The organism is Pseudomonas sp. B7, assembly GCF_016735645.1.
GTDB lineage: Bacteria > Pseudomonadota > Gammaproteobacteria > Pseudomonadales > Pseudomonadaceae > Aquipseudomonas > Aquipseudomonas glycinae.
The window spans coordinates 1-25,038 of record NZ_JAERRE010000019.1; the positions used below are offsets into that span (position 1 = coordinate 1).

The 25,038-nt window shown below is 60.0% G+C and carries 25 protein-coding genes; 10 read left to right on the forward strand and 15 right to left on the reverse strand.

Annotated features, from left to right (window positions below):
• Window positions 1-278: 278 nt before the first annotated feature.
• The 6 genes from msrQ to JKA62_RS28355 all read right to left on the reverse strand — a co-directional run bounded on the left by msrQ (window position 279) and on the right by JKA62_RS28355 (window position 6,267).
• A complete protein-coding gene (msrQ, locus tag JKA62_RS28330; protein ID WP_011335950.1) occupies window positions 279-902 on the reverse strand; it encodes a protein-methionine-sulfoxide reductase heme-binding subunit MsrQ in 624 nt (207 codons plus the stop codon).
• Window positions 902-1,915 (reverse strand): protein-methionine-sulfoxide reductase catalytic subunit MsrP, encoded by a 1,014-nt coding sequence (msrP, locus tag JKA62_RS28335; protein WP_011335951.1) that lies wholly within the window; start codon window positions 1,913-1,915, stop codon window positions 902-904. Before msrP ends, msrQ begins: the two co-directional genes overlap by 1 nt.
• 62 nt (window positions 1,916-1,977) lie before the next feature.
• Window positions 1,978-2,835: a CDP-diacylglycerol--serine O-phosphatidyltransferase gene (gene pssA / locus JKA62_RS28340; protein WP_007959662.1), complete on the reverse strand. Its 858-nt coding sequence runs from the start codon at window positions 2,833-2,835 to the stop codon at window positions 1,978-1,980.
• A gap of 148 nt (window positions 2,836-2,983) precedes the next feature.
• A complete protein-coding gene (gene ilvC / locus JKA62_RS28345; protein WP_007959661.1) occupies window positions 2,984-4,000 on the reverse strand; it encodes a ketol-acid reductoisomerase in 1,017 nt (338 codons plus the stop codon).
• A 48-nt stretch (window positions 4,001-4,048) separates the two neighbouring features.
• Entirely contained in the window at window positions 4,049-4,540 is a 492-nt protein-coding gene (ilvN, locus tag JKA62_RS28350; protein WP_003205610.1) for an acetolactate synthase small subunit, read from the reverse strand.
• Between the two features lie 2 nt (window positions 4,541-4,542).
• Window positions 4,543-6,267: an acetolactate synthase 3 large subunit gene (locus tag JKA62_RS28355; protein WP_011335952.1), complete on the reverse strand. Its 1,725-nt coding sequence runs from the start codon at window positions 6,265-6,267 to the stop codon at window positions 4,543-4,545.
• 400 nt (window positions 6,268-6,667) lie between these two features.
• Here JKA62_RS28355 and JKA62_RS28360 point away from each other — a divergent pair, with 400 nt between their 5' ends.
• Window positions 6,668-7,084, forward strand: a complete 417-nt coding sequence (locus JKA62_RS28360; RefSeq protein WP_011335953.1) for a DUF4124 domain-containing protein — start codon at window positions 6,668-6,670, stop codon at window positions 7,082-7,084.
• A gap of 18 nt (window positions 7,085-7,102) precedes the next feature.
• On the opposite strand, the gene JKA62_RS28365 is transcribed toward JKA62_RS28360, so the two are convergent.
• Genes JKA62_RS28365 through mrcB form a run of 3 tightly spaced genes read right to left on the reverse strand, consistent with a single transcriptional unit; the run spans window position 7,103 to window position 10,525 of the window.
• A complete protein-coding gene (locus tag JKA62_RS28365) occupies window positions 7,103-7,438 on the reverse strand; it encodes a YqcC family protein (RefSeq protein ID WP_011335954.1) in 336 nt (111 codons plus the stop codon).
• Window positions 7,438-8,184, reverse strand: a complete 747-nt coding sequence (locus JKA62_RS28370) for a hypothetical protein (protein WP_011335955.1) — start codon at window positions 8,182-8,184, stop codon at window positions 7,438-7,440. The genes JKA62_RS28365 and JKA62_RS28370 overlap by 1 nt, the downstream gene beginning before the upstream one ends.
• Window positions 8,185-8,200: 16 nt before the next feature.
• A complete protein-coding gene (mrcB, locus tag JKA62_RS28375; RefSeq protein ID WP_011335956.1) occupies window positions 8,201-10,525 on the reverse strand; it encodes a penicillin-binding protein 1B in 2,325 nt (774 codons plus the stop codon).
• Between the two features lie 118 nt (window positions 10,526-10,643).
• Between mrcB and JKA62_RS28380 the strand changes: the two genes are divergently transcribed.
• From JKA62_RS28380 to JKA62_RS28395, 4 genes are all read left to right on the forward strand, one after another.
• Window positions 10,644-12,200, forward strand: a complete 1,557-nt coding sequence (locus JKA62_RS28380; RefSeq protein ID WP_011335957.1) for a bifunctional aminoglycoside phosphotransferase/ATP-binding protein — start codon at window positions 10,644-10,646, stop codon at window positions 12,198-12,200.
• A 91-nt stretch (window positions 12,201-12,291) separates the two neighbouring features.
• Window positions 12,292-12,636, forward strand: coding sequence for a pentapeptide repeat-containing protein (locus tag JKA62_RS28385; RefSeq protein WP_007959639.1), 345 nt, complete (start codon window positions 12,292-12,294; stop codon window positions 12,634-12,636).
• Window positions 12,637-12,855: 219 nt separating this feature from the next.
• Window positions 12,856-13,128 (forward strand): TfoX/Sxy family protein, encoded by a 273-nt coding sequence (locus JKA62_RS28390; protein WP_003228231.1) that lies wholly within the window; start codon window positions 12,856-12,858, stop codon window positions 13,126-13,128.
• A 15-nt stretch (window positions 13,129-13,143) separates the two neighbouring features.
• A complete protein-coding gene (locus JKA62_RS28395) occupies window positions 13,144-13,935 on the forward strand; it encodes a Crp/Fnr family transcriptional regulator (protein ID WP_011335958.1) in 792 nt (263 codons plus the stop codon).
• A 226-nt stretch (window positions 13,936-14,161) separates the two neighbouring features.
• Here the strand turns inward: JKA62_RS28395 and JKA62_RS28400 are convergent, their stop codons facing one another.
• The 4 genes from JKA62_RS28400 to JKA62_RS28415 are packed head-to-tail and all read right to left on the reverse strand — an operon-like array spanning window position 14,162 to window position 17,709.
• Entirely contained in the window at window positions 14,162-15,013 is an 852-nt protein-coding gene (locus JKA62_RS28400; RefSeq protein ID WP_011335959.1) for a ChaN family lipoprotein, read from the reverse strand.
• A gap of 22 nt (window positions 15,014-15,035) precedes the next feature.
• Window positions 15,036-15,803, reverse strand: coding sequence for a heme ABC transporter ATP-binding protein (locus JKA62_RS28405; RefSeq protein WP_011335960.1), 768 nt, complete (start codon window positions 15,801-15,803; stop codon window positions 15,036-15,038).
• The gene (locus tag JKA62_RS28410) at window positions 15,803-16,786 is read right to left on the reverse strand and encodes a FecCD family ABC transporter permease (protein ID WP_181457903.1); all 984 of its coding nucleotides are present in this window, start codon (window positions 16,784-16,786) and stop codon (window positions 15,803-15,805) included. The genes JKA62_RS28405 and JKA62_RS28410 overlap by 1 nt, the downstream gene beginning before the upstream one ends.
• A 50-nt stretch (window positions 16,787-16,836) precedes the next feature.
• Window positions 16,837-17,709 carry a heme/hemin ABC transporter substrate-binding protein gene (locus JKA62_RS28415; protein WP_011335962.1) on the reverse strand — a complete coding sequence of 291 codons (873 nt, stop codon included), beginning with the start codon at window positions 17,707-17,709 and terminating at the stop codon, window positions 16,837-16,839.
• A gap of 162 nt (window positions 17,710-17,871) precedes the next feature.
• Here JKA62_RS28415 and JKA62_RS28420 point away from each other — a divergent pair, with 162 nt between their 5' ends.
• Window positions 17,872-18,189, forward strand: coding sequence for a Rieske (2Fe-2S) protein (locus JKA62_RS28420; protein WP_011335963.1), 318 nt, complete (start codon window positions 17,872-17,874; stop codon window positions 18,187-18,189).
• On the opposite strand, the gene sfsA is transcribed toward JKA62_RS28420, so the two are convergent.
• Window positions 18,186-18,899: a DNA/RNA nuclease SfsA gene (gene sfsA, locus JKA62_RS28425; RefSeq protein WP_011335964.1), complete on the reverse strand. Its 714-nt coding sequence runs from the start codon at window positions 18,897-18,899 to the stop codon at window positions 18,186-18,188. The two genes, JKA62_RS28420 and sfsA, sit on opposite strands and share 4 nt — an antisense overlap.
• A complete protein-coding gene (locus JKA62_RS28430; protein ID WP_011335965.1) occupies window positions 18,899-20,071 on the reverse strand; it encodes a pyridoxal phosphate-dependent aminotransferase in 1,173 nt (390 codons plus the stop codon). The genes sfsA and JKA62_RS28430 overlap by 1 nt, the downstream gene beginning before the upstream one ends.
• 334 nt (window positions 20,072-20,405) lie before the next feature.
• On the opposite strand from JKA62_RS28430, the gene dksA reads away from it, so the two are divergent.
• The 4 genes from dksA to JKA62_RS28450 all read left to right on the forward strand — a co-directional run bounded on the left by dksA (window position 20,406) and on the right by JKA62_RS28450 (window position 25,021).
• A complete protein-coding gene (dksA, locus tag JKA62_RS28435; RefSeq protein WP_007959616.1) occupies window positions 20,406-20,849 on the forward strand; it encodes an RNA polymerase-binding protein DksA in 444 nt (147 codons plus the stop codon).
• Between the two features lie 83 nt (window positions 20,850-20,932).
• Window positions 20,933-21,829, forward strand: coding sequence for a tRNA glutamyl-Q(34) synthetase GluQRS (gene gluQRS, locus JKA62_RS28440; RefSeq protein ID WP_011335966.1), 897 nt, complete (start codon window positions 20,933-20,935; stop codon window positions 21,827-21,829).
• A 77-nt stretch (window positions 21,830-21,906) separates the two neighbouring features.
• A complete protein-coding gene (locus JKA62_RS28445) occupies window positions 21,907-22,083 on the forward strand; it encodes a hypothetical protein (RefSeq protein WP_003176118.1) in 177 nt (58 codons plus the stop codon).
• A complete protein-coding gene (locus JKA62_RS28450) occupies window positions 22,067-25,021 on the forward strand; it encodes a sensor histidine kinase (RefSeq protein ID WP_181457900.1) in 2,955 nt (984 codons plus the stop codon). Before JKA62_RS28445 ends, JKA62_RS28450 begins: the two co-directional genes overlap by 17 nt.
• The last annotated feature ends 17 nt before the right edge of the window (window positions 25,022-25,038 follow it).

A 25,038-nucleotide genomic window follows, 5' to 3' on the forward strand; every position in this document is an offset into this window, starting at 1 on the left:
CAACTTCAACCACTTGCGCTTCCGATCTCTCGTTAGCGGGAGGCGAATTCTACAGCGTTACACGCTGCTGTCAACACCTCTTTTCTCCGCTTTCGACCGAGAAGATCGAACCGTTGAAAGCACCCAACAAACCGGCATTTCCAACCCCTTCCAGGCTTCGATGAACTGAAGCAACCCGCTTCGAAACCTACTTAACTCATTGAATATCAAGGAGTTTTCCGTTTCGACTGCGCCGGAAGTGGGGCGAATTATAGAGACTCAGAATCTGCCGTCAACCCTTAATTTCGCTTTTCCTGAAAAACCTGCTTTTTACCCATCAAACGCGGGATCCGGCGGGTCAAGGGAGGAATACGCAGCGCCAAAAGGAAAACACCTACAAAGGCATAGATTGCCCACTCCTTAAGATCAGCACGCACAATCCACAACATATGCAGCAGTCCCAACCCCAGAATCACGTACACCAGCCGGTGCAACCTTTTCCAGCGCGTACCCAAACGACGCTGACTATATCGGTTGGAGGTAACCGCCAATGCCAGTAGCCCCAGAAAACCCAGAGCACCCACAATAATGTATGGACGCTTACGTAACTCGACACCCAGTTGCGACCAGTCAAAACCGAGGATGAACGCCATATAGCTGCAAAGATGCAGAACCACATAGGCGAAACACCAGAGCCCCAACTGCCGACGCACAGCAATCCACCCGGCCCAGCCGGTAATTTTCTGCAGCGGCGTCATACTCAGGGTGATCAACAGCAACACCAATGTCCCAAGTCCCAGCCGATCAACCAGGACTTTCCCGGGATCAGGCCCAAGCAGATCCGCAAAGGCCTGATAGAACCACAACAGCGGCCAGATCGCCGCAGCCAGGAAAACACCTACGCGCCAGATCGGATATCGCATCAGTAGTTCTTCCGCAAATCGAGCCCTGTATATAAAGAAGCGACCTCGTCCGCATAACCGTTGAACATCTGCGTATCACGCACATTCGGTTTGAACAGACTGTTAGGCAGTCGCCGCTCCCGCGCCTGAGTCCAACGAGGATGGTCGACCGTGGGGTTCACATTCGCATAGAACCCGTACTCATCCGCCGCAATGCTTTGCCAGGTTGTCTTCGGCTGTTCGCTGACCAGACTGATCCGCACGATAGATTTGACGCTCTTGAAGCCATACTTCCACGGCACCACCAGACGCAACGGCGCACCGTTCTGGTTTGGCAATTCACGGCCATACATACCCACCGCCAGAATCGCCAAGGGATTCATCGCCTCATCCAGACGCAAGCCTTCTACATAGGGCCAATCGATCAAGGCAAATCCCGAACGCTGTCCGGGCATGCTCTTCGGATCCTGCAAGGTTTCGAAGCGAATGTATTTGGCATTGGAAGTGGGCTCTACCTGCTTCAACAACGCCGAAATGGGGAAACCGATCCAGGGAATCACCATCGACCACGCCTCGACACAACGAAGGCGATAGATACGCTCCTCCAACTGGTACGGTTTCATGAAGTCTTCCAGGGCATAACGCCCCGGTTTACCGACCTCCCCGTCCACGACAACACTCCACGGTTCGGTTTTCAACGAACCGGCATTGGCCGCCGGGTCGCCCTTGTCGGTGCCGAATTCATAGAAGTTGTTGTAATGGGTCGCGTCTTTGAAAGGTGTGATCGCCTCATCCTTGACGCTCACCGCACCCCATTTGACAGAGGGTAATTTCTCGTTGAACCAGGCGGGCGCCTTTCCGGCCTCGACATCGGCATAGCGGGCAGCCTCTTCGGCACTGGCCCAGCGCGGCAGACTGCTCATGGCCAAACCAGCCGCGGTCGCTCCGAGCAATTGCCGGCGAGAGAGATAAATGGATTCAGGCGTGACGTCCGACTCATGGCAATCGGACGCTTTGGGGACTTTGATCAGCATGGCAACTCCGCAGCTTTGGAGGACAGATGCACCATAGACTGCGGAGTATGAGGGAAATTACATCACTCGGCGTGTTTGTGACGACGAAGATGCAACAGATACTGCACCGGGCCCGAAGCGGCATAGGCGAGGAACACCAGCAGCAGAATGCGAGGCGGATCGCTGAACACCACGGCAAACACCAGCACCACTGCAAGGATCGCCACGAAAGGCACCCGCCCCTTCAGGTCCAGCTCCTTGAAGCTGTTGTACTTGATGTTGCTGACCATCAGCATGCCGGCGGCCGCCACCATCAACGCAACCAGGAACGACATCTTCGAACCCTGGATCCCGTAATCGCTGAACGCCCAGACAATCCCCGCGACCACACCGGCAGCAGCCGGGCTGGCCAGGCCGATGAAGTAGCGCTTGTCGGCGGTACCCACCTGAGTGTTGAAGCGCGCCAGACGCAACGCCGCACCCGCCACATAGATGAAGGCAACCATCCAGCCGACCTTGCCCATGTCACCCAGCGCCCAGCCGAATGCCAGTAATGCCGGCGCGACACCAAAGGCGACCATGTCCGACAGCGAGTCGTACTCGGCGCCGAAGGCACTTTGGGTATTGGTCATGCGCGCTACGCGACCATCAAGACCGTCGAGCACCATGGCGACAAAAATCGCGATGGCGGCAAAGGCAAAGTACTTGCTCGCATTCGCCGAGTCACCGGCGCTCAACGCAGCCTGGGCACTCATCGAATTGATGATGGAATAGAACCCTGCGAACAGGTTCGCAGTGGTGAACAGATTTGGCAGAAGATAGATACCACGATGCCGGACTTTACGGCCTTCTGCGTCATGCCCTTCTTCGATGTGCTCATCGATGGGCAGCAGGCTTTCGGCGTCGGAAGCCTGGTTCGGCTCTTCGGGACGTTCGCTCATGGACAGTACCTTGCAACGGATTGGACATTTTCGACAGGTGTCTGGGACGACGGTTCGGCCACAAACGATGCAGCTTTATACCAGAACCGCACGCCCATACGAAAAAACGCGGCCGAGGCCGCGTTTTTTTCATACAAGGTTCGACGACTTAGTTTTTGGCTTTGTCGACGATCTTGTTGGCACCGATCCACGGCATCATGGAGCGCAGTTGCTCGCCGATGATTTCGATACCGTGAGCGGCGTTGTTACGACGCTTGGCAGTCATCGAAGGGTAGCCGGTTGCGCCTTCGCTGATGAACATTTTGGCGTATTCGCCGTCCTGAATACGTTTCAGGGCGTTGCGCATGGCCTGACGGGATTCGGCGTTGATCACTTCCGGACCCGTCACGTACTCGCCGTATTCAGCGTTGTTGGAGATCGAGTAGTTCATGTTGGCGATACCGCCTTCGTACATGAGGTCAACGATCAGTTTCAGTTCGTGCAGGCACTCGAAATAGGCCATTTCCGGCGCGTAGCCAGCTTCAACCAGGGTTTCGAAACCGGCTTTCACCAGCTCGACGGTACCGCCGCACAGAACGGCTTGTTCGCCGAACAGGTCGGTTTCGGTCTCGTCCTTGAAGGTAGTTTCGATGATGCCGGTACGACCGCCACCAACGCCAGCGGCGTAGGACAGCGCAACGTTCTTGGCGTTGCCCGAGGCGTCCTGGTAGATCGCGATCAGGTCAGGGATACCGCCGCCTTTCACGAACTCGGAACGCACGGTGTGGCCCGGGGCTTTCGGCGCGATCATGATCACGTCGAGGTCGGCACGCGGAACAACCTGGTTGTAGTGGATCGCGAAGCCGTGGGAGAAGGCCAGGGTGGCGCCTTTCTTGATGTTCGGCTCGATTTCGTTCTTGTACAGCTGGGACTGGAACTCGTCCGGGGTCAGGATCATGACCAGGTCGGCACCGGCAACAGCGGCAGCTACATCGGTCACTTTCAGGCCGTGGGCTTCAGCCTTGGCAACGGTAGCCGAACCTTTACGCAGACCGACGGTAACGTCGACACCGGAATCTTTCAGGTTGCACGCCTGGGCGTGGCCTTGGGAGCCGTAACCGATAATGGCAACTTTCTTGCCCTGGATGATCGACAGGTCGCAGTCTTTATCGTAGAAAACTTTCATGAATTTCCCCTTTATATCCAGGCCGTTCAGGCCATTCGCTAATTTGGTTTAGATGCTGAGTACTTTGTCGCCGCGGGCAATACCGGTGACGCCACTGCGGACGGTCTCCAGAATCGATGCGGTGCCGATGGACTGAATGAAGCTGTCGAGCTTGTCGCTGGTACCGGTCAGTTGAACGGTATACACGCTGGCGCTGACGTCGACGATCTGTCCACGGTAAATATCGGTGGTGCGTTTGATCTCGGCGCGCTGAGCGCCAGTGGCCTTGACCTTGACCAGCATCAGTTCGCGCTCGATGTGAGCGCTTTCCGACAGGTCCACCAGCTTGACCACTTCGATCAGCTTGTTCAGGTTTTTGGTGATCTGCTCGATGATTTCATCGTGACCGACGGTGGTCAGCGTCAGACGCGACAGGGTCGGGTCTTCGGTTGGCGCCACGGTCAGGCTTTCGATGTTGTAGTTGCGCTGCGAGAACAGGCCGACTACGCGAGACAAAGCACCGGGTTCGTTTTCCAGAAGCAAGGAAATAATGTGCCGCATGATTAGGTACGCTCCGTCTTGCTCAGCCACATATCGCGCATGGAGCCGTCTTTGATCTGCATCGGATAGACGTGCTCGCTGGTGTCGACCGAAATGTCGATCACCACCAGGCGATCTTTCATGGCGAACGCCTCTTCCATCTTCGACTTCAAATCTTTCGATTCGGTGATGCGCACGCCGACGTGGCCATAGGCTTCAGCCAGCTTGACGAAGTCAGGCAATGATTCCATGTAGGAGTGCGAGTGACGGCTGCCGTAACTCATGTCCTGCCACTGACGAACCATGCCCAGAACACCGTTGTTCAGGATGACGATCTTGACCGGCAAACCATATTGCAGGCAGGTCGACAGTTCCTGGATGTTCATCTGGATACTGCCTTCACCGGTGACGCACGCAACATCGGTGTCAGGGAAGCTCAAAGCGATACCCATCGCGGCCGGCAGACCAAAGCCCATCGTGCCCAGGCCACCGGAGTTGATCCAGCGGTTAGGCTTGTTGAACTTGTAGTACTGCGCAGCAAACATCTGGTGCTGGCCCACGTCCGAGGTCACAAAGGCATCGCCCTTGGTCACTTCGCACAGGGTCTCGATCACGGTCTGTGGCTTGATCTTGCTGCCGTCGCCCTTGTCGTAAGGGAACAGGCCACGATCACCGCGCCATTCATCAACCTGCTTCCACCAGCTGGCAACGGCTTCCTTGTTCGGGGTTTCGCCGATTTCCTTGAGGATCGCGACCATTTCGGTCAGGACGCTCTCCACCGGACCAACGATTGGCACGTCGGCCTTGATGGTCTTGGAAATCGAAGCCGGGTCGATGTCGATATGGATGATCTTGGCGTTCGGGCAAAACTTCGGCGCGCCGTTGATCACGCGATCGTCAAAACGCGCACCGACCGCCAGGATCACGTCGGCATGGTGCATCGCCAGGTTGGCGGTATAGCTGCCGTGCATGCCGAGCATGCCGATGAACTGACGATCAGTGCCAGGATAGGCACCCAGGCCCATCAAGGTATTGGTAACCGGCAGGTTGAGCATTTTTGCCAGTTCGGTCAGCGGCGCGGAGCCGTTGCCGAGGATCACGCCACCGCCGGAGTACAGCACGGGACGCTTGGCCGCCAGGAGCATTTCTGCCGCTTTGCGGATTTGCCCGGAGTGACCGCGAACGGCCGGGCTGTAGGAACGCAGTTTGGCTTTCTTCGGGAAGATGTATTCGAACTTCTCGGCCGGGTTGGTCATGTCTTTCGGGATATCGACCACGACCGGGCCCGGACGACCGGATTGCGCCAGGTAGAAGGCTTTCTTCATGACTTCCGGGATTTCCGAAGCGTGCTTGATCATGAAGCTGTGCTTCACGATCGGCCGTGAGATACCGATCATGTCGGTTTCCTGGAACGCATCGGTGCCGACCATGGTGCTTGGCACCTGACCGGAAATGATCACCATTGGAATCGAGTCCATATAGGCGGTGGCGATACCGGTGATGGCGTTTGTGGCGCCTGGACCGGAAGTCACCAATACCACGCCGGCTTTACCGGTGGCACGGGCGTAGCCGTCAGCCATATGGGTAGCCGCTTGTTCGTGGCGAACCAGGATGTGAGTCACTTCCGGCTCTTTGAACAGGGCATCGTAAACATGAAGGAGAGCACCACCCGGGTACCCGTAGATATATTTGACGCCTTCGTCACGCAAAAAGCGGACGAGCATCTCACCGCCAGATAAAAGCTCCACGTTGTTCACCTCTAAAACGCCAGAATACCGTCCACAAAAAAGCGAACGGGTCTTAATAGGTTTACTTCTCGGCAGAGCATGAGCGACGGTGGTCGCCGACTACGTCAGCACTGACTGAGCAAGTATTGGGATCGTCCCAAGTGTTGCGGGCCTTTCCCACCCAGCGCGAGGTAACGCGTTGCGGGTGTAACAGGTCGACGCGGATATGCGCCTCATGATCTGCCGAGAGGGTCTGCTTCTGGCAGTCCCTGTACAGCGGACTTTGGATTCTTCTGTTTCGCCCTCTGCAAGTCAAGCCGTCAATGTGCTTAATTGTGGGTAAGCACATGAGAACGCAAGAAAAAACCCGGAAACCGCTACTCTGTTAGCTTCAATTGCGCAGTTTTGCCAAGGAATCAGCATGCGAACGCTTCTCTTAACTCTGCTAATCAGCGTCAGCCCATGGTGTATGGCCGGTCAGATCTACAGATGGGTCGATGCCCAGGGGGTCACCCATTTCGATCAACAGCCACCACAAGGGCAGTCATCCACCGCCGTGAAGACGCCCTCCTCTACCGCACCCAAACCAGCGGCACTGCCTGGCAGCGGCGCGCTGGGCGATCAGAAAGCCATCGATGACAAGGTCAAGAAGCAAGTGGCGGAGCAGCAGAACCAACTCAAGGCATTTTGCGAACAGGCGCGAACGAATCTCGCGCAACTGCAGAACAATCCGCGCTTGAGGGAGGAAGTGGAGGGAGAATTGCGGCGGCTGAATGACGAGCAGCGCCAGCAACGTACTGAAGAGGCAAAGAAACAGATAGCGGAAAACTGCCAGTAACGACTGGCAGCTCCCGGTTCAGCGTGAAGCGGTGATCAGCAGGTCGAACTCTTTGAGCAACACCTGAAGCTGCCGATCCTTGCCCTGCAGATTGCGCTGGGCGAAGACCATCTCAGCCATTTCCTGAATGCCCGAGGCATTGGGCAATGGCAGATTCTGCTCAAGAATAATCTTCATCCGCGGCAGGAAGATCCATTGCAGCCACTGCTCGAAATCGAGGGTGTCGACCGAAAACGGCTCGACGCTGCTCAGGGCTTCGACCGAGGGCTGGACGTCATCCCACCAGCCCTGGGCGCGCAGTTCACGCTCGATCAACAGCAATTGATCGGCGACCTTGGAGAAACGACTGTCCATCACAGCGAAACCTTGGCCTTCTGACGGGCCAGAGTGGCGCCGGCGGAATCACCTTGCTTCTCACGTGCCTGAGCGATCAATTCCCACAGACTGGCCTGCAAGTCCGGACGACCATTGGCCATGGTCAGTGCGCGACGAGCGGTCTGCTCGGCTTGCGGCGCATCGCCCTGGGCCATGCGCACCTGCGCCAGACGGTAAAGCACTTGCGGCTCGCGCGGCGCTACACGCTGGGCGCGTTCCAGGCTGGAGGACGCACCATTGAGGTCGCCACCGGCCTGCTGCTGTTGCGCAGTGGTCAACAGTGCGAGAACCGGGCCGTCCAGCTGCTCATCGGCAGACAGACCGCCACCACTGCTGGCCGAAGGAATGCCGCTCGGCGTCGAAGGCATGCTGTAACTGCCGGAGCTGATCGGCGCCGACTCGACCGGCGAAGGGTTATACGGCCCCGGCGTGATGCCACCGGACGCCGGGCCCGGAACGATTGGCGAAGTGCTGATCGGCGCCGAAGCCGCTGCGCCGCCCGGCACCATCACTACCACACCGGTATCGCCTTGCGGGATCGCCTGAGCCTGGGCCTGTGCAGGACGTTTCACCGTCGTTTGACGGAAACCGCCATTGGCCGAAATCCGCTCGCTGTTGGACACGGCGGTGCCGGAGTCCACAACCGGGATCGAACCACGCTGTACGGTGGAGCAGCCGCTGAGCAAAGCCACGGCGGTCACCGCTGGAATCAACCACTTGTTCACTTGAAACCCTCTTTGCTTAATTCATCCAGCCCTTGACCCAATCCATCACCGACTCGCCCGAGGCCGGGCTTTCGCCCGCGCAGGAGGCGCCGGGTGGCGGTTCGCTGCCGCGAATATACGGCATCTGCACGGCGCCCGGACAGTTGGCATCAGATCCCTGGCCGGTACGCGAATCGACCCAGGCCTGCACCACGTTATCCGGTTGCGGCATGTCCAGCGGCAGCGGATCGGCCTTGCGCATGAAGCTGGTCCAGACCTGCAACGCACCGGTGGCCCCGGTGAACGGCGTCTTGCCGTTGTCGTCGCGGCCGAGCCAGACCACCGCCAGCAGATCCTGGCTGAAGCCGGCGAACCAGCTGTCGCGCGAATCGTTACTGGTGCCGGTCTTGCCCGCCAGCGTCAGGGTTCTTGGCAACACGTTATAAACCGAACTGCCGGTGCCTTCACGCATGACCCGCTGCATGGCGTTCTGGATCAGATAGATCGAGGCCGGATCGAAACGCTGCTCGATCTGGAACGGATAACGCTTGAGCGGTTCGCCGTCGGCAGTCAGCACGCTGCGAATCCCGCGCATCGGCGTATTGAAACCACCGTTGGCAAGCGTTTGGTACATGGTCGCGACTTCAATCGGGGTCATTCCGCCCGCACCGAGCAGCATCGACGGGAACGCCGGAAACTCGCGGGTCACGCCCAGGCGACCCAGCGTCTTGAGGACATTCGGAACGCCAACCGCCAGACCGAGGCGCGAGGTCGACAGGTTGTAGGAATGTGCCAGCCCCTGATACAGGAACACCGTACCGTGGGAGCGGCGGTCATAGTTCTGCGGTTTCCAGACCTGACCATCCGCACCCTTGATTGAAAGCGGCTCGTCCGACAGCCAACTGGTCAACGTGTACTGGCTCGGCTTCTCCAGCGCCGTCAGATAAACCGCCGGTTTGATCAGCGAGCCAATCGGCCGCACCGCATCCAGTGCCCGGTTGAACCCGGCAAAACTCGCCTGACGGCTGCCGATCATGGCCTGGACTTCGCCGGTTTCCGGGTTGGTAACGACCATCGCCGCTTCCACGTCGTCGGAACCCTTGCGACCGGACAGGCGCTTGAAAGTGTCGTTGACCGACGCTTCGGCTTTCATCTGCAGAATCGGATCGAAGCTGGTGAAAATCCGCAGGCCTTCTTCGGTCAAGTCTTCGTCGCGGTAGTCTTCACGCAACTGGCGCTTGACCAGATCGATGAAACCCGGAAACGAACTGTCGGCCAGCTTGCCGCGCGTGGTTACGCCCAGCGGCATTTTCTTCGCGGCAGCCACTTGTTCGGCGGAAGCGACGCCCTGCTGTTCAAGCACGTCGAGCACCAGATTGCGTCGCTCCAGCGCCCGCTCCGGATTGCGGCGCGGGTTGTAATAGGACGGGCCTTTGACCATCCCGACCAACAGCGCGACCTGGTGCAGCTTCAGCTCGGACAAAGGCTGAGCAAAGAAGAACTGGCTGGCCAGACCGAAACCGTGCACCGCACGCTGACCGTCCTGACCGACAAAGACTTCGTTGAGGTAAGCCTCGAGGATTTCCTTTTTGTCGTAATGCAGCTCGAGCAGCATCGCCATCATCGCTTCGGTGAGCTTGCGGGTCAGGCTGCGTTCGTTGGTGAGGTAGAAGTTCTTGACCAGTTGCTGGGTCAGCGTACTGCCGCCCTGAGTCATCTTGCCGCCCGAAGTGTTGACCCAGACGGCGCGGGCAATCGATTTCGGCGATACGCCCCAGTGGCTGTAGAAATCCCGGTCTTCCACGGCGACCAGGGTTTCCAGCAGATACGGCGGCACCTGATCGAGCTTGATCAGAATCCGGTCTTCAAGGTTTTTCGGGTAGATACCGCCGATCATCAGCGGCTCCAGGCGCACCACGGAAAGCTTCGAACCGTTGGTCGCCGAGAGTTCGGCCACGTAATCGCCGGAGAAACGCACGCGCACCGGCTGCGGTTTCTCGAGGCCTTCATAGAACTGGAAGCCACGGGTGTTCAGATCAACCGTGTTGCCATTGACCGCCGCCGCGCCGGGACCGTTGCTCACAGCTTCGCGGCGATAGCCCAAGGCATCGAGTTCGGTGAGGAAATCGTCCTTGCTCAGCTTTTGTCCGACGAACAGCTCGAGCGGACGCGCGTATACCTTGGCCGGGATGGTCCAGCGCTTGCCGGAGAACTTCTCCTGCACCACCGCATCGAGGTAAACGGCGAAGCCGGCCAGCACCACAAGGCCGACCAGACTGAGTTTAAGGGCCCAGCCCAACCATGGGCGCAGGCCCCGGGAAGCTGGTTTTTTAGGGGTACGGGGGGATCGAGTACGAGTCATGGCGGCGGATTATACGCACTTTATTCATACTCAACAGGAGCGCTCCGAGGTTTGCGTCGGGCTGGCGAGCGGCCATAATGAGCGCCTTGAACTTCCCCCAGTCTCTGAAGGATCGTCCGTGAGCCAGTCCCTGATCGCTGCCCTGCAAAACCCGGCCCTCTACCCGCATCCCGTCGAAGGGTTCCAGGTCATCGAAACCCATATCTCGTGGGTACTGCTCACCGGTCCCTACGCCTATAAAGTGAAGAAACCGGTGAACTTCGGTTTCCTCGACTTCACCAGCCTCGAATCCCGTGAGCACTTCTGCGGTGAAGAGCTGCGCCTGAACCAGCGCCTGACCGAAGATTTGTATCTGGAAGTGATTCCAGTGACCGGCAGCGCCGAAGCCCCGCAACTGGGTGGCGACGGCCCGGCCATCGAGTACGTGCTGAAAATGCGTCAGTTCCCGCAGTCCGGCCTGCTCAGCACCCTGCAAGCCAACGGCGAGCTGACCACCGCGCACATCGACGCGATGGCCGAGCAAATCGCCCGCTTCCACCTCAACGCGCCGAAAGTCCCGGCCGAGCACGATGCCGGCACGCCTGAAAGCGTGATGGCGCCGGTACGCCAGAACTTCGAACAGATCCTGCCGTTCCTCAGCGACAAGAACGATCTGCTGCAACTCGACGCTCTGCAAGCATGGGCTGAAAGCAGCTTCGATCGCCTCAAGCCGCTGTTCGCCCAACGCAAGACCGACGGTTTCACTCGCGAATGCCACGGTGACATTCACCTGGGCAACGCCACGCTGATCGACGGCAAGGTCGTGATCTTCGACTGCATCGAATTCAACGAACCGTTCCGCTTCACCGACGTATGGGCCGACACCGGCTTCCTGGCGATGGACCTTGAAGACCGTGGCCTGAAATCCCTGGCCCGTCGTTTCATCAGCCAATACCTGGAACTGACCGGCGACTATCAAGGCCTGGAAGTGCTGAACTTCTACAAAGCGTACCGTGCGCTGGTGCGTGCGAAAGTCGCACTGTTCAGCATGCCGGCCGACGCGACACCGGTGCAGCGCGCCACCACCCTGCGCCAGTACCGCAACTACGCCAACCTGGCGGAAAGCTACAGCACCATTCCTTCGCGCTTCATGGCGATCACCCATGGCGTTTCCGCTGTCGGTAAAAGCCATGTGGCCATGCGTCTGGTCGAAGCACTGGGCGCGATCCGCCTGCGTTCCGATGTCGAGCGCAAACGTCTGTTCGGTGAGCAAACCGTTGCCAATGATGTTCAGGCCGGGATCTACAGCACCGACGCCAGCACTGCAACCTATGCGCGTCTGCATGAAATTGCCGAAGTGATTTTGCACGCCGGTTTCCCGGTGGTGATCGATGCCACTTACCTCAAGCGCGAACAACGCGACAACGCCGCCAAAGTCGCTGAAGCCACTGGCACGCCTTTCCTGATCCTTGACTGCAACGCTCCGCAGGCAGTGATCGAGAGCTGGCTGGCGATTCGTCAGGCAGACAAAAAGGATCCGTCCGACGCGACCCTTGCCGTGATCGAAGCACAACAGGCCAACCGCGAAGCCCTGACGCCGGAAGAAATCCTGCGCAGCAAACGCGTGCAGACCAATGAGTCCGGCACCCTGGACACCGTTGTGGCGCAGATCCGCCAGCGCCTGCCAGGTCTGTAAGAAACTATTTCGGCCGTGAAGCCCTCGCCCGCTTCACGGCCGTCAAATAGTGGCACTATACTGGCGTCATAAAACCAACAGGTGATTTGACATGAGCCAGCCGAAACTTCTCGACACCCCGCTTTATGCCTTGCTGCACAAAGACGACATCACAGGTTTCAACAATGAACGCCCGAAAGACGGCCCGATCGACATGGTGGGCGGTGACTTTCGCGGCCTCGACCTGCGCGAACTGAACGCCGATGGCGTGGACTTCCGGGACGCCTACTTCCGTTCCGCCGACCTGCGCGGCATCGACTTTCGCAACGCTTCGCTGGAAGGCGCGAGCCTGGCTCATGCGCAGATCTCCGGGGCCTACTTCCCGCCGGAGCTGAGTGCGGACGAAATCCTGATGTCGATGAATTTCGGTACGCGCCTGCGTTATCGCACCCGCTGAGCCTCGCACTACCCAAACTCGTCCAGCGCCCCCGCTTTGCGCTGGACTGCGTGCCATTCGTAATCCTCCCTCGCCCTCCTCCCGTTATTCATCAGCAAAAACTGACGTTTCTTAGAAGCGTTTGCGTTGAATCCGACCAAACAACCACGCTTTTCCTACTGATGGCTACACTCCTGAGAAGCTCGCCCACGCACCATTCGGCCGTCGCAAGGAGGCTTGATGAATGATGAACTGCAACACCTGAAGAATCTTGGCAAGACGTCGGCGCAATGGCTGCATGCCGTGGGCATCCATAGCGCCTCGGATCTGCGTCGCCTGGGCGCGGTGGATGCCTACCGGGCCGTGCGCACTCGCGGGTTTCGGGCGTCGAAGGTGTTGTTGTACGCGATCGAAGGGGCGCTGATGGATGTGCACTGGAACGACATTCCCGCCGAACGCAAGGATGCTTTGAACAAGCAGCTCGAAGCCATTTCCTCTCGCCACAAGAACTGACGGGCACTGACCGCCATGTACCTGCTCGGGGAACAATCGGCCCAGGCCGATGCATTGATCAACCACTTGCAGAGCTTGCCTGCTCAATGGCTTGAAGGCCTGGTGCCGTGCGGGCCGGCCCTGGAACTGGAAGCCACGGATGATCTGTTGGCACGTTTGCCGGATGACCAGTTGTTCTTGCTCACACAAGGTGTCATCACTGGTCGACTGGATGGTCGTGGTCTTTTCTATTGGCATGAAGGAGATTTGATCGGCCTGCAACAGGGTCCGGAATGGGCGGATTGCACGCTGTACTCAGACAACCCGCTGACATTACTGCCCTATCGCCGAAGCGATTTGTTTCAACATGTGTATGGAGAAACCTCGCGCTCTGAGCAATTTCTGCGCTATCTGCTCGGACAAATGGCACTACTGGCGCACGCGGTAGCCGAGTTCAAGCCGCGTGAGTTTCGCAGCACCAATGGTTTCAAGCGGGTCGACGCCGGAGACATTCTGATCCGCGAGGGCGATGACGCCGACCATGTGTTCGTGATTATCGAAGGACACGCCGAAGCGTTTGTTAACGGGCACAAGGTAGGCGATGTGCCCAAGGATGAGATATTCGGCGCAATGGCCGTGTTCACTGGCGAGCCGCGCAACGCAACGGTCATTGCCCGGGAAGCGAGCACGGTGATGCTGATTCCCGGCGATCAGTTTCTGAGCATGACCCGCACCAATCCGAAAATCGCCCACAGCCTGATCGAAAGCATGGCGCTGCGTATCGACCAGCTCAACAAGCAGCTCACGGGATTTAACAGCCAGACCTGACGCCGGTATTCACGGGGCGTTTACGCCATTGCCGGGACAAAACGACAGAAATGAAAAAACAGCAGTTGACTTGGTAATGAGAATCGCTATGATTATCACAACTGATCGCGAGATCAGTCGATATTCTGAAAAGCCCTTGGTTCGGACTCTCAGATTATCTCCTCATCAGGCTAATCACGGTTATTTGACCCGGTTTTTACCGGGTCTTTTTTTGCCTGTGGAAAAGTCATTTCTTGCCGAACTGCTTACGCATCTCGGCGCAATAATCCGGTTTCGGCTTGGTCGCTGTGAACCAGACATAATCAGCCATCGCCGCCGTAATCTGACTGCCCTGCTCCGCCAGCATCAGCACCGTCGGCGCCTCGGGCGCGCCCAGATCCAGCACATGCAGCGGCACCCCCACGTCCTTGCGCGCGTGATAAGCACCCGCCAACAACAAGGCAGGCGCGGAGGCCGCCAATAAACGCGATGCCATTCGCCGATCCCGTTGCTGCTGAACAGCCAGCATCGCCGGCATTTGTGCTGACGGCAGCAAGCCGCAGTGAGAATCGCCGATCTGCTCCAACAGCGTTTCTTTCACAAATTTAGCGTTGCTGCGCTCCCCGCTCAGAACCGGAGGATCGCGATAGAACGCGCGAATTTCGATGTTATCGAGGTTGGCTGCCAGCAACGGCCAGGATTGCGTCAGGGCGAACCGCACAATCGGGCCGTAGAGATTCCAGTCCCAACCATCCTGCCAGGCCAATGCAGCAGGAAGATCAGTTGGTGGCGTTGCAGCATGTCGCACATCATCGACCCGCGACTGTTGATCGGGCGTCAGCATTTCCAGCAGGAGACTGCCTTGTGGACGCGTTTGTTCGAGGTTCTGCAACAACCACAATTGAAGGGCATGGTGATCGGCGTTGTCATGCTGCTCGCCAACGATCACCCGCGCCGGTCTGCTCAGTTGCGTCAGTAATTGCTGCGCCGTCAGACGCTCGCCGCTGCGCAGATCACGAATCTCGCCCACGACCGGCGGCGCCGCAACATGCTGGCAACCCGCAAGCCACAACACCGCCAACAGCAAAATCCCGCGCATACCCTCACCCTCGATGATGAAATCAGCGGGCGATGATCAGCGGATGCCCGCGCTCCGGGTGCGTTTGCACCAGCACTTCCAGACCGAAAACCGCCTTCAGCGATTCCGGGCGCAAGACCTGCTGCGGTGTATCCAGTGCGACCGGCCGGCCGCCCTCCAGCAGCAGGATGCGATCACAATAACGCGCCGCCAGATTCAGATCATGCAGGATCACCAGCACCGCCGCGCCGCGATCGGCAAATTCGCGCACCGCTTGCAGCGTCGTGTGTTGATGCAACGGATCGAGCATCGAGGTCGGCTCATCAAGCAGCAGAGTCTGCCCCGCCTGCCCCGGCCAAAGTTGCGCCAGCACCCGCGCCAGATGCACCCGCTGACGCTCGCCGCCGGACAAGGCCAGATAACTGCGGCCACTCAGGTGTCCGGCATCGGCGGCCCGTAATGCGGCAGCGACGATCTCGTCATCGCGCACCCGCCCGCTCTGATAAGGCAGACGCCCCATGCCGACCACTTCCTCGACACGAAAGGCGAAATCCAGGGTCGACACCTGCGGCAGCACCGCCAGCCGCTGGGCGCGCTGAGTGCCACTCCAGCGGCTCAATGCCTCACCATCCAGCAGCACGTCCCCTTCGTGTGCGCTCAGCTCACCGCACAACGCACCGAGCAAAGTGCTTTTGCCGGCGCCATTGGGGCCCAGCACGCCAAGCACTTCGCCCGGTTCGAGCTGCAGGCTGACATCGGCCAGAACGGTCTTGCGGCCACGACGGATGTGCAGGTTGTGCGCACGCAGCATCAGGCACGCCCTCGCAGCAACAGATAAAGAAAGAACGGCGCACCGATGAACGCGGTGACGATGCCGATCGGCAGCTCCGCCGGTGCCAGCGCCAGCCGCGCCACCAGATCAGCCAACAGCAACAGACTGGCTCCGGCCAGCACCGATGCCGGCAGCAACACCCGGTGATCCGGCCCCACGAGCAAGCGCACCAGATGTGGCACCACCAGCCCGACAAAACCGATCATGCCCGCCGCGGCCACCGCCGCACCGACGCCCAGCGCCGTGCAGAACACCAGCTCACGCTTGAGCCGTTCGACATCGATTCCCAGATGCCCGGCTTCCGATTCGCCGAGCAGCAATGCATTCAACGCCTTGGCTCGGCGTGGGAGCCAAAGTGCAACACCGGCGGTGATGATCAGCAGCGGCCACAATCGCGCATAACTTGCACCGTTGAGGCTGCCCAGGTTCCAGAACGTCAATGTGCGCAATGTCGCGTCGTCGGCCAGATAGGTAAACAGCCCCACCGCCGAACTGGCCAGCGCCGTCAGGGCAATCCCCGCCAGCAACATGGTCGCCACATTGGTCTGCCCGTTACGGCGGCCGAGTCGATAGACCAGCGCAGTTACGCCAAGGCCACCGAGAAACGCGCAAACCGACAGCAGATAAGGCCCGAACCACTCTGGCAGTCCGCCAAAAAACGAACCACCGACAATCGCCACCGCCGCGCCCAACGCCGCTCCACTCGAGACGCCAACCAAACCTGGATCCGCCAGCGGATTGCGAAACAGCCCCTGCATCGCCACCCCGGACAGCGCCAGCACACCGCCAACTGCCAACCCGAGCAGCGTACGCGGCAGACGAATCTGCCCGAGAATCAGTTCAGCCTGCTCCAGCCCGTCCGGCGCCAGCGGCACACCGATCATGCGCAGGGCAGCGCGCAAGGTATCGAACAACGGCAGACTCACCGGCCCCAACGCCAGCGACAGCCAGATCGCCAGCAGACACAGCAAGATCAGGCCGATAAACAAGCCACGGGGCTTGACCAGCGTGGTCATTGACTGCTCTGGGCCGGATAGAACCCCTCAGACAGGGTCTTCAGCGCAGCCGGCAAACGCGGCCCGAGCCCGCCGACCAGCAGCGTCGGGTCCAGCTCCAGCACCCGGCCGGTCTTGGCCGCACGGCTGGAATTGAGGATCGGGTTTTCCTTGAACAGCGCCGCTTTCGCCGCCTCGCCGGTCAGCGCACGGTCAGCGAACACCAGCACTTCAGGATCGAGACTGGCCAGGGACTCCACGGAAAATGGCTTGTAACCGGTGTGGGTCGCAAGGTTATGCCCGCCCGCCTGTTGCAGCAGCCAATCGGCAGCGGTGTCTTTGCCGGCGATCAGCGGCTTGCCGCCGGCATGTCCGAGCAGCAACAGCACGCCCGGCGCTTTCTGTTGGGTCTTGGCCTGCGCTACACGAGCCTTTTGCGTATCGAGTTGCTGTTGATAACTTTGCAGCAATTGCGCGGCCTGGCTTTCGGCGCCCAGCAACTGCCCCAGATGAGTGACATTTTTCTCCAGTGTCGGCAGATCCGGCTGAGCCGAGAACAATTCCACCCGAACCTTGGCGCTGCGCACCTGCGAGACCACTGGCGGCGGGCCCATTTCTTCGGTGCCGATGAGGATGTCCGGGCGCAGGCTGAGAATGCCTTCGGCCGACAGGCTGCGCTGGTAGCCGATGCTCGGCAGCGACTTCAGGGACTGCGGATGCTGGCTGGTGGTGTCGACCCCCACCAGTTTGGCTTCACCCCCCAGTGCACTCACCCACTCCGACAAGGCGCCGCCAGCGCTGACCCAACGTTGCGGCAACTCGGCCGCTGCAGCCTGGTGGCTGACCAAAAGTCCGACACACAGCACGGCAACGCGGGTACTCAGGCGCATAGACAGCTTCCTTGAAAGGTTTTCCCGGGCATCGGAACGGCAGGCCAAGTATCCTCGGCAGCGCTCACCTCGCTACGGGCGAAGGCGGCCATTTGATAATTGTTTGCATTTGAACGTCAAGCTCGGACATATCCGGACACGAGCCGACACTTGAGGATAGCCATGAAGTTTCTTTGCGCGGGTGCCGATCTGATTGAAGGCGGCAGTCGCGGTTTCGATATCGACGGGAAAAAACTGTTGGCCGTGCGCCGCGCGGGGCAGGCTTACGTCTATCTCAATCGCTGCCCACATCGGGGCGTCGGCCTGGAATGGCACACCGACCAGTTTCTCGACCCGAGCAACAGCCTGATCCAGTGCGCGACCCACGGCGCACTGTTTCTGATCGAGGACGGAGAATGCGTCGCCGGCCCCTGCGCCGGGCAATCGCTGACGGCCATCCCTTGCCGTGAAGACGCGCAAGGGCTGTGGATCGATGTCTAACCGTTGAGCAGCACGTCCAGCCGCCGGTCGATCACCATCTCTTCATGGCTCAACCGCACGCCGTACGCCAGGACTTCGACCCCGCACGCCACCGCCTCACGCAGCGCAGCGGCGTAGGCGAAGTCGATTTCCTCGGCTGGACGCACCGCCTCGACTCCCGTGAGATTGACGCAGTACAACTGCACCGCACGAATCCCGTCCCGCGCCAGATGCGCCAGCTCACGCAAATGCTTGGCGCCGCGCTCTGTCACCGCATCGGGAAACGCCGCCACTGCCGTTCCGTCGAAACCCAGCGTGACACTCTTCACTTCCACGTAGGCCGGGCCCGTCGGATAGTCGAGGCGAAAATCGATCCGACTCTTTTCCTGTCCATACGCCACTTCGCGCTTGAGCCCGGTGAAACCGTTCAACTCATTGATGACACCCGCCTGCAAGGCTTCTTCGACCAGTGCGTTGGCGCGTCCGGTATTCACGCAAAACAGCCGGCCCTGCGGGGTTTCGCCGACTTCCCAGGTACCGGGCAGCTTGCGCTTCGGATCATTGGAGCGGCTGAACCAGACCTGCCCGCCCTCGACCTGGCAATTGAGCATCGAGCCGGTATTGGGGCAATGAATGGTCAGCAACTCGCCGCCAACGGTTTCGATATCGGCGAGAAAACGCTTGTAACGCCGGATCAACCGGCCTTCTTCAAGAGGAGGATGAAAGCGCATCAGCCTTGCCAGCTCTTCAAGCCACGGGCGATACGCTCTACCGCTTCCTGTAGGCGTGGGAGGTTTTGCGTGTAGGCAAAGCGCACGTGATGACCGGCCTGATAGCGACCGAAATCCAGCCCCGGCGTGAACGCGACATGTTCGGTTTCAAGGAAATGCCGGCAGAACGCGAAGGCATCGCCGCCGAACTGGCTGATATCGGCATACAAATAGAACGCGCCCTCTGGTTCAACTGCGATGTTGAAGCCCAGTTCGCGCAGTGCAGGCAGCAGGAAGTCACGGCGACGGCCGAATTCGGCGCGGCGCTCTTCGAGAATCGCGATGGTGTCCGGTTCGAAACAGGCCAGCGCCGCATGTTGGGCCATGCTCGGCGCGCTGATATAGAGGTTCTGCGCGAGTTTTTCCAGTTCACTGACCGCCGCATCCGGCGCCACCAGCCAGCCGAGACGCCATCCGGTCATGCCGAAATATTTGGAGAAACTGTTGAGGACAAAGGCGCTGTCGTCCACTTCTAGCACACTGGCGGCGTCGGTGCCGTAAGTCAGGCCGTGGTAGATCTCGTCCACCACCAGATGCCCGTGACGCGCCTTGATGGCTGTGGATAACCCGGACAGTTCATCGCGGGTCAGAATCGTACCGGTCGGGTTGGCCGGCGAAGCGACCAGCGCACCGACGCTGTCGTGATCCCAGTGGCGCGCCACCAGGTCCGGCGTCAGTTGATAACGCACGTCCGGGCCAACCGGCACAAGCTGCGCCGCGCCTTCGACCAAACGCAGAAAGTGTCGGTTGCAAGGGTAGCCGGGGTCGGCCAGCAGCCAGTGCTTGCCCGGATCCACCAGCAACGCGCTGGCCAGCAGTAACGCGCCGGAACCACCGGGGGTGATGAGAATCCGGCGCGGATCGATGTTCAGGCCGTAGCGCGTCTGATAGAAGCCGGAAATCGCCTCGCGCAGTTCGGGAATGCCACGGGCTGCGGTGTAACGGGTTTTCCCGGCTGTCAGGGCTTGCTGGCCGGCGCGGATGATCGGTTCGGCGGTAGTGAAGTCCGGTTCGCCGATTTCCAGGTGGATCACGTCGTGGCCGGCGGCCTGCAATTCATTGGCCCGCGCCAGCAACGCCATGACATGGAACGGTTCGATCGCACGACTGCGCGCACTGTAGGGCTGAGCCATTGGCCTTCCTTCAACGAGGGAAAAGAAACGATTCTACCCATCTGCCGGAACGAGCGAGAACCCGCAGCGGTCACAGCCACAAGAACACTGGACTGTAACGACCCGAGCGTACGCTCCAGGATTGACTAAAATCAGTGATTGAGCAGGTCTGCAACATCACCGGGCATGGCTTGGCAAACATTTGCAAGCCCCAACGGCCACGCGCTCGACATCCGGGAGTAGCGCGGGCCGAATTGATCTGGTAAGTTCGCCCGCTTGCAGCCGCAGGGCCGGCAGGTGTCGGTGATGGAGCAATCCTGCGCAATGGATTACAAGAGTAGAGGCGGTCCATTTCATGCCCACCCAAGCAAAGCAACAGGCAAGTCAGACACTCAGCGGTTTCGAACCCTACGTCCCGAAAGCGGGCGAAGAGTACATGGGCGCTCCAATGCGCGCGCACTTCACCAAGATCCTGACCAAGTGGAAACTGGACTTGATGCAGGAAGTCGACCGCACTGTTGATCACATGAAAGACGAAGCGGCCAACTTTCCTGATCCGGCCGACCGTGCCAGCCAGGAAGAAGAGTTCGCCCTAGAGCTGCGCGCCCGCGACCGCGAGCGCAAACTGATCAAGAAGATCGACAAGACACTGCAACTGATCGAAGACGAAGAGTACGGCTGGTGCGACTCTTGCGGCATCGAGATCGGCGTCAAGCGCCTCGAGGCCCGTCCGACTGCCGACATGTGCGTCGACTGCAAGAACCTGGCGGAAATCAAGGAAAAGCAGGTCGGTAAATAATCCCGGCCTGAACGAAAAACGGAGCGTGCGAACGCTCCGTTTTTGTTTCTGCCATTTTTTACTCTTCAAGTAACATCGCCCTCATGACTGCCAACTCCTCCCCCGCCTACATTGGCCGCTTTGCCCCGACCCCCAGCGGGCACCTGCACTTCGGTTCGCTGGTTGCCGCCCTGGCCTCTTATCTGGACGCACGCTCGGTGGGCGGCCGCTGGCTGGTGCGCATGGAAGACCTCGATCCGCCTCGCGAAGAGCCGGGCGCGCAAGCGGCGATACTCAAGGCACTGGAAAGCTACGGTTTCGAATGGGACGGCGAAATGGTTCGCCAGAGCGATCGGCACGAAGCCTACGCGCAAGTGCTCGACAGCCTGTTCAATCACGGCCTCGCCTACGCCTGCACCTGCTCGCGCAAACAACTGGAGCCGTACCACGGCATTTATCCAGGACTGTGCCGCAATGCCGGCCACGGTCAGGAAGACGCCGCGATCCGTCTTCGCGTGCCAGAGCTCGAATACCACTTCATCGACCGGGTGCAGGGCGAATACCGCCAGCATCTGGGCCGCGACGTGGGTGATTTCGTGATCCGCCGCCGCGACGGCCTCTACGCCTACCAACTGGCGGTGGTGCTCGACGACGCCTGGCAGGGCATCACCGACATCGTGCGCGGCGCCGATCTGCTCGACTCCACGCCGCGCCAGCTCTATCTGCAGGAGTTGCTCGGCCTGCGCCAACCGCGCTATCTGCATCTGCCACTGATTACCCAGCCGGACGGCAACAAGCTCGGCAAGTCATACCGCTCGCCACCGCTTGAAGCCGATCAGGCCACGCCATTGCTGCTGCGGGCCTTGCGTGCACTGGGGCAAAACCCGGGGCACGAACTGGTCCACGCCTCGCCGCAGGAACTGTTGAACTGGGGCAGCGCCCACTGGGATGCCTTGAAAATCCCGCGCACACTGACCCTGCCCGAAGCGCAACTGCTGTGACGACACTTGCAGTGGCGCGCCCATCCGTTACCATCGCCGCACGTTTTCGGGCACGCGCATAAAAAAGAGAGGCCGGGATGTACATCTATCGCTTGGTCCTGCTTCTGGTCGTGGGGATCTATCTGTTTTCTCCCGCCATCATGGATTGGTGGATCGACGCTACGGGCGCCTGGTATCGCCCTTATCTGCTCTGGCTGATCCTGATTGTCGTGACCTTCATCCTGCAGAGCCAAAAAGATGCCGATGAGCTTTAGCCTGACCCAGATGCTGCTGATCAGCGCCGCCTACCTGGCCGCGTTGTTCGGCGTGGCCTGGATCAGTGAACGGGGCATGATCCCGCGGGCGATCATTCGCCATCCGTTGACCTACACCCTGTCGCTGGGGGTCTACGCCAGTGCATGGGCGTTCTACGGTACGGTGGGTCTGGCCTATCAGTACGGCTACGGTTTTCTGTCCAGTTATCTCGGGGTATCCGGCGCGTTTCTGCTGGCGCCGGTGCTGCTGTATCCGATCCTCAAGATCACCCGCACTTATCAACTGTCGTCGCTGGCAGACCTGTTCGCCTTTCGCTTTCGCAGCACCTGGGCCGGTGCGCTGACCACGATTTTCATGCTGATCGGCGTACTGCCGTTGCTGGCGTTGCAGATCCAGGCCGTGGCCGACTCCATCGGCATCCTCACCGGCGAACCGGTGCAGAATCGCGTGGCCCTGGCGTTCTGTGCGCTGATCATCCTGTTCACGATCTTCTTCGGCTCGCGCCACATCGCCACCCGTGAAAAGCACGAAGGGCTGGTATTCGCGATTGCCTTCGAATCGGTGATCAAACTGGCGGCCCTCGGCGGCGTTGGCCTCTACGCGCTGTACGGCGTATTCGACGGCCCGCAACAGCTTGAACTGTGGCTGCTGCAGAATCAGACCGCCCTCGCCGCTCTGCACACACCGTTGCAGGAAGGCCCGTGGCGCACGTTGCTGCTGGTGTTTTTCGCCTCGGCGATCGTGATGCCGCACATGTATCACATGACCTTCACCGAAAACCTCAACCCGCGCTCGCTGGTCAGCGCGAGCTGGGGCCTGCCGCTGTTCCTGCTGTTGATGAGCCTGGCCGTGCCGCTGATTCTCTGGGCCGGCCTGAAACTCGGCGCCACCACCAATCCGGAATACTTCACCCTCGGCATCGGTATCGCCGCCAACAGCAAGTCGCTGGCGTTGCTGGCCTATGTCGGCGGATTGTCGGCGGCCAGCGGCCTGATCATCGTCACCACGCTGGCGCTGTCGGGCATGGCCCTGAACCACCTAGTGCTGCCGCTCTACCAGCCACCGGCCGAGGGCAATATCTATCGCTGGCTGAAATGGACCCGCCGGGCGCTGATCGTCGCGATCATCATGGCCGGTTTCTGCTTCTACCTGATGCTCGGCGCCGAGCAGGACCTGGCCAACCTCGGCATCGTCGCCTTCGTCGCGACCCTGCAATTTCTGCCGGGCGTGCTGTCGGTGCTGTACTGGCCGACCGCCAATCGCCGCGGCTTTATCGCTGGTCTGCTGGCGGGGATCGTGGTGTGGGTCGTGACCATGCTGTTGCCGCTGGTCGGCAATCTGCAGGGTTTCTATATTCCGTTACTGAACATGATCTACGTACTGGACGACACCAGCTGGCACATGGCGGCCATCGCCTCGCTGGCGGCCAACGTCCTGATGTTCACCCTGATTTCGTTGTTCACCAATGCCAGCCCCGAAGAGGCCAGCGCCGCCGAAGCTTGCGCTGTGGATAACGTACGCCGTCCGCAGCGCCGCGAATTGCACGCCGCTTCTCCGCAGGAGTTCGCCACGCAACTGGCCAAGCCACTGGGTGCCAAGGCTGCGCAGAAAGAAGTCGAACAGGCCCTGCGCGACCTTTATCTGCCGTTCGACGAGCGCCGCCCCTATGCATTGCGCCGCCTGCGTGACCGGATCGAAGCCAACCTCTCCGGCCTGATGGGCCCGAGCGTCGCCCAGGACATGGTGGAAACCTTCCTGCCGTACAAGGCCGGCGGCGAAAACTACGTCACCGAAGACATCCATTTCATCGAAAGCCGCCTCGAGGATTACCACTCGCGCCTGACCGGTCTGGCGGCCGAGCTCGACGCCTTGCGCCGCTACCACCGCCAGACCCTGCAGGAACTGCCGATGGGCGTCTGCTCGCTGGCCAAGGATCAGGAGATCCTGATGTGGAACAAGGCCATGGAAGAACTGACCGGGATTGCCGCGCAACGGGTGGTCGGCTCGCGCCTGAGCACCATCGCCAATCCGTGGAAAGATCTGCTGCAAGGCTTCATCCACCTGCCCGACGAGCACTTGCACAAGCAGCACCTGGCCCTCGACGGCCAGACCCGCTGGCTGAACCTGCACAAGGCGGCCATCGACGAGCCGCTGGCACCGGGCAATAGCGGCCTGGTGCTGCTGGTGGAAGACCTGACCGAAACCCAGATGCTCGAAGACAAACTGGTGCATTCCGAGCGCCTGGCCAGCATCGGTCGCCTCGCGGCGGGTGTTGCCCACGAAATCGGCAACCCGATCACCGGTATCGCCTGTCTCGCGCAAAACCTGCGCGAAGAGCGCGAAGACGACGGTGAGCTGACGGAAATCAGCGGCCAGATCCTCGAACAGACCAAACGCGTGTCACGCATCGTCCAGTCGTTGATGAGTTTCGCCCACGCCGGCAGCCATCAGCACAGCGACGAGCCCGTCTGTCTGGCGGAAGTCGCCCAGGACGCCATCGGCCTGCTGGCCCTCAACCGGCGCAATTTCGAAGTGCAGTTCTACAACCTGTGCGATCCCGATCACTGGGTCGAAGGCGATCCGCAGCGGCTCGCCCAGGTGCTCATCAATCTGCTCTCCAACGCCCGTGACGCCTCGCCTGCCGGCAGTGCGGTGCGGGTCAAGAGCGAAGCCGGCGAACACACGGTCGATCTGATCGTCGAAGACGAAGGCAGCGGAATTCCGTCGAGCATCATGGATCGATTGTTCGAACCCTTCTTCACCACCAAGGATCCTGGCGAAGGCACCGGTCTGGGCCTTGCACTGGTCTATTCCATCGTTGAAGAGCATTATGGACAAATCACCATCGACAGCCCGGCTGATGTTCAGAGCCAGCGCGGCACCCGTATCCGGGTGACATTGCCGCGCCATGTCGAAGCGACGTCCGCTGTGAACTGAGACCGTCGAGAGTATCG

Excerpts from the sequence above, each read along its gene's own strand:
- dksA (WP_007959616.1), top strand. The coding sequence starts at position 20,406 with ATGCCCACCCAAGCAAAGCAACAGGCAAGTCAGACACTCAGCGGTTTC.
- JKA62_RS28400 (WP_011335959.1), bottom strand. The coding sequence starts at position 15,013 with ATGCGCGGGATTTTGCTGTTGGCGGTGTTGTGGCTTGCGGGTTGCCAG.
- JKA62_RS28415 (WP_011335962.1), bottom strand. The coding sequence starts at position 17,709 with ATGCGCCTGAGTACCCGCGTTGCCGTGCTGTGTGTCGGACTTTTGGTC.
- pssA (WP_007959662.1), bottom strand. The coding sequence starts at position 2,835 with ATGAGCGAACGTCCCGAAGAGCCGAACCAGGCTTCCGACGCCGAAAGC.
- JKA62_RS28445 (WP_003176118.1), top strand. The coding sequence starts at position 21,907 with ATGTACATCTATCGCTTGGTCCTGCTTCTGGTCGTGGGGATCTATCTG.
- JKA62_RS28450 (WP_181457900.1), top strand. The coding sequence starts at position 22,067 with ATGCCGATGAGCTTTAGCCTGACCCAGATGCTGCTGATCAGCGCCGCC.
- JKA62_RS28360 (WP_011335953.1), top strand. The coding sequence starts at position 6,668 with ATGCGAACGCTTCTCTTAACTCTGCTAATCAGCGTCAGCCCATGGTGT.
- sfsA (WP_011335964.1), bottom strand. The coding sequence starts at position 18,899 with ATGCGCTTTCATCCTCCTCTTGAAGAAGGCCGGTTGATCCGGCGTTAC.
- JKA62_RS28365 (WP_011335954.1), bottom strand. The coding sequence starts at position 7,438 with ATGGACAGTCGTTTCTCCAAGGTCGCCGATCAATTGCTGTTGATCGAG.
- JKA62_RS28395 (WP_011335958.1), top strand. The coding sequence starts at position 13,144 with ATGTACCTGCTCGGGGAACAATCGGCCCAGGCCGATGCATTGATCAAC.
- JKA62_RS28390 (WP_003228231.1), top strand. The coding sequence starts at position 12,856 with ATGAATGATGAACTGCAACACCTGAAGAATCTTGGCAAGACGTCGGCG.
- gluQRS (WP_011335966.1), top strand. The coding sequence starts at position 20,933 with ATGACTGCCAACTCCTCCCCCGCCTACATTGGCCGCTTTGCCCCGACC.
- JKA62_RS28405 (WP_011335960.1), bottom strand. The coding sequence starts at position 15,803 with ATGCTGCGTGCGCACAACCTGCACATCCGTCGTGGCCGCAAGACCGTT.
- JKA62_RS28385 (WP_007959639.1), top strand. The coding sequence starts at position 12,292 with ATGAGCCAGCCGAAACTTCTCGACACCCCGCTTTATGCCTTGCTGCAC.
- mrcB (WP_011335956.1), bottom strand. The coding sequence starts at position 10,525 with ATGACTCGTACTCGATCCCCCCGTACCCCTAAAAAACCAGCTTCCCGG.
- JKA62_RS28430 (WP_011335965.1), bottom strand. The coding sequence starts at position 20,071 with ATGGCTCAGCCCTACAGTGCGCGCAGTCGTGCGATCGAACCGTTCCAT.
- msrP (WP_011335951.1), bottom strand. The coding sequence starts at position 1,915 with ATGCTGATCAAAGTCCCCAAAGCGTCCGATTGCCATGAGTCGGACGTC.
- JKA62_RS28420 (WP_011335963.1), top strand. The coding sequence starts at position 17,872 with ATGAAGTTTCTTTGCGCGGGTGCCGATCTGATTGAAGGCGGCAGTCGC.
- msrQ (WP_011335950.1), bottom strand. The coding sequence starts at position 902 with ATGCGATATCCGATCTGGCGCGTAGGTGTTTTCCTGGCTGCGGCGATC.
- ilvC (WP_007959661.1), bottom strand. The coding sequence starts at position 4,000 with ATGAAAGTTTTCTACGATAAAGACTGCGACCTGTCGATCATCCAGGGC.
- ilvN (WP_003205610.1), bottom strand. The coding sequence starts at position 4,540 with ATGCGGCACATTATTTCCTTGCTTCTGGAAAACGAACCCGGTGCTTTG.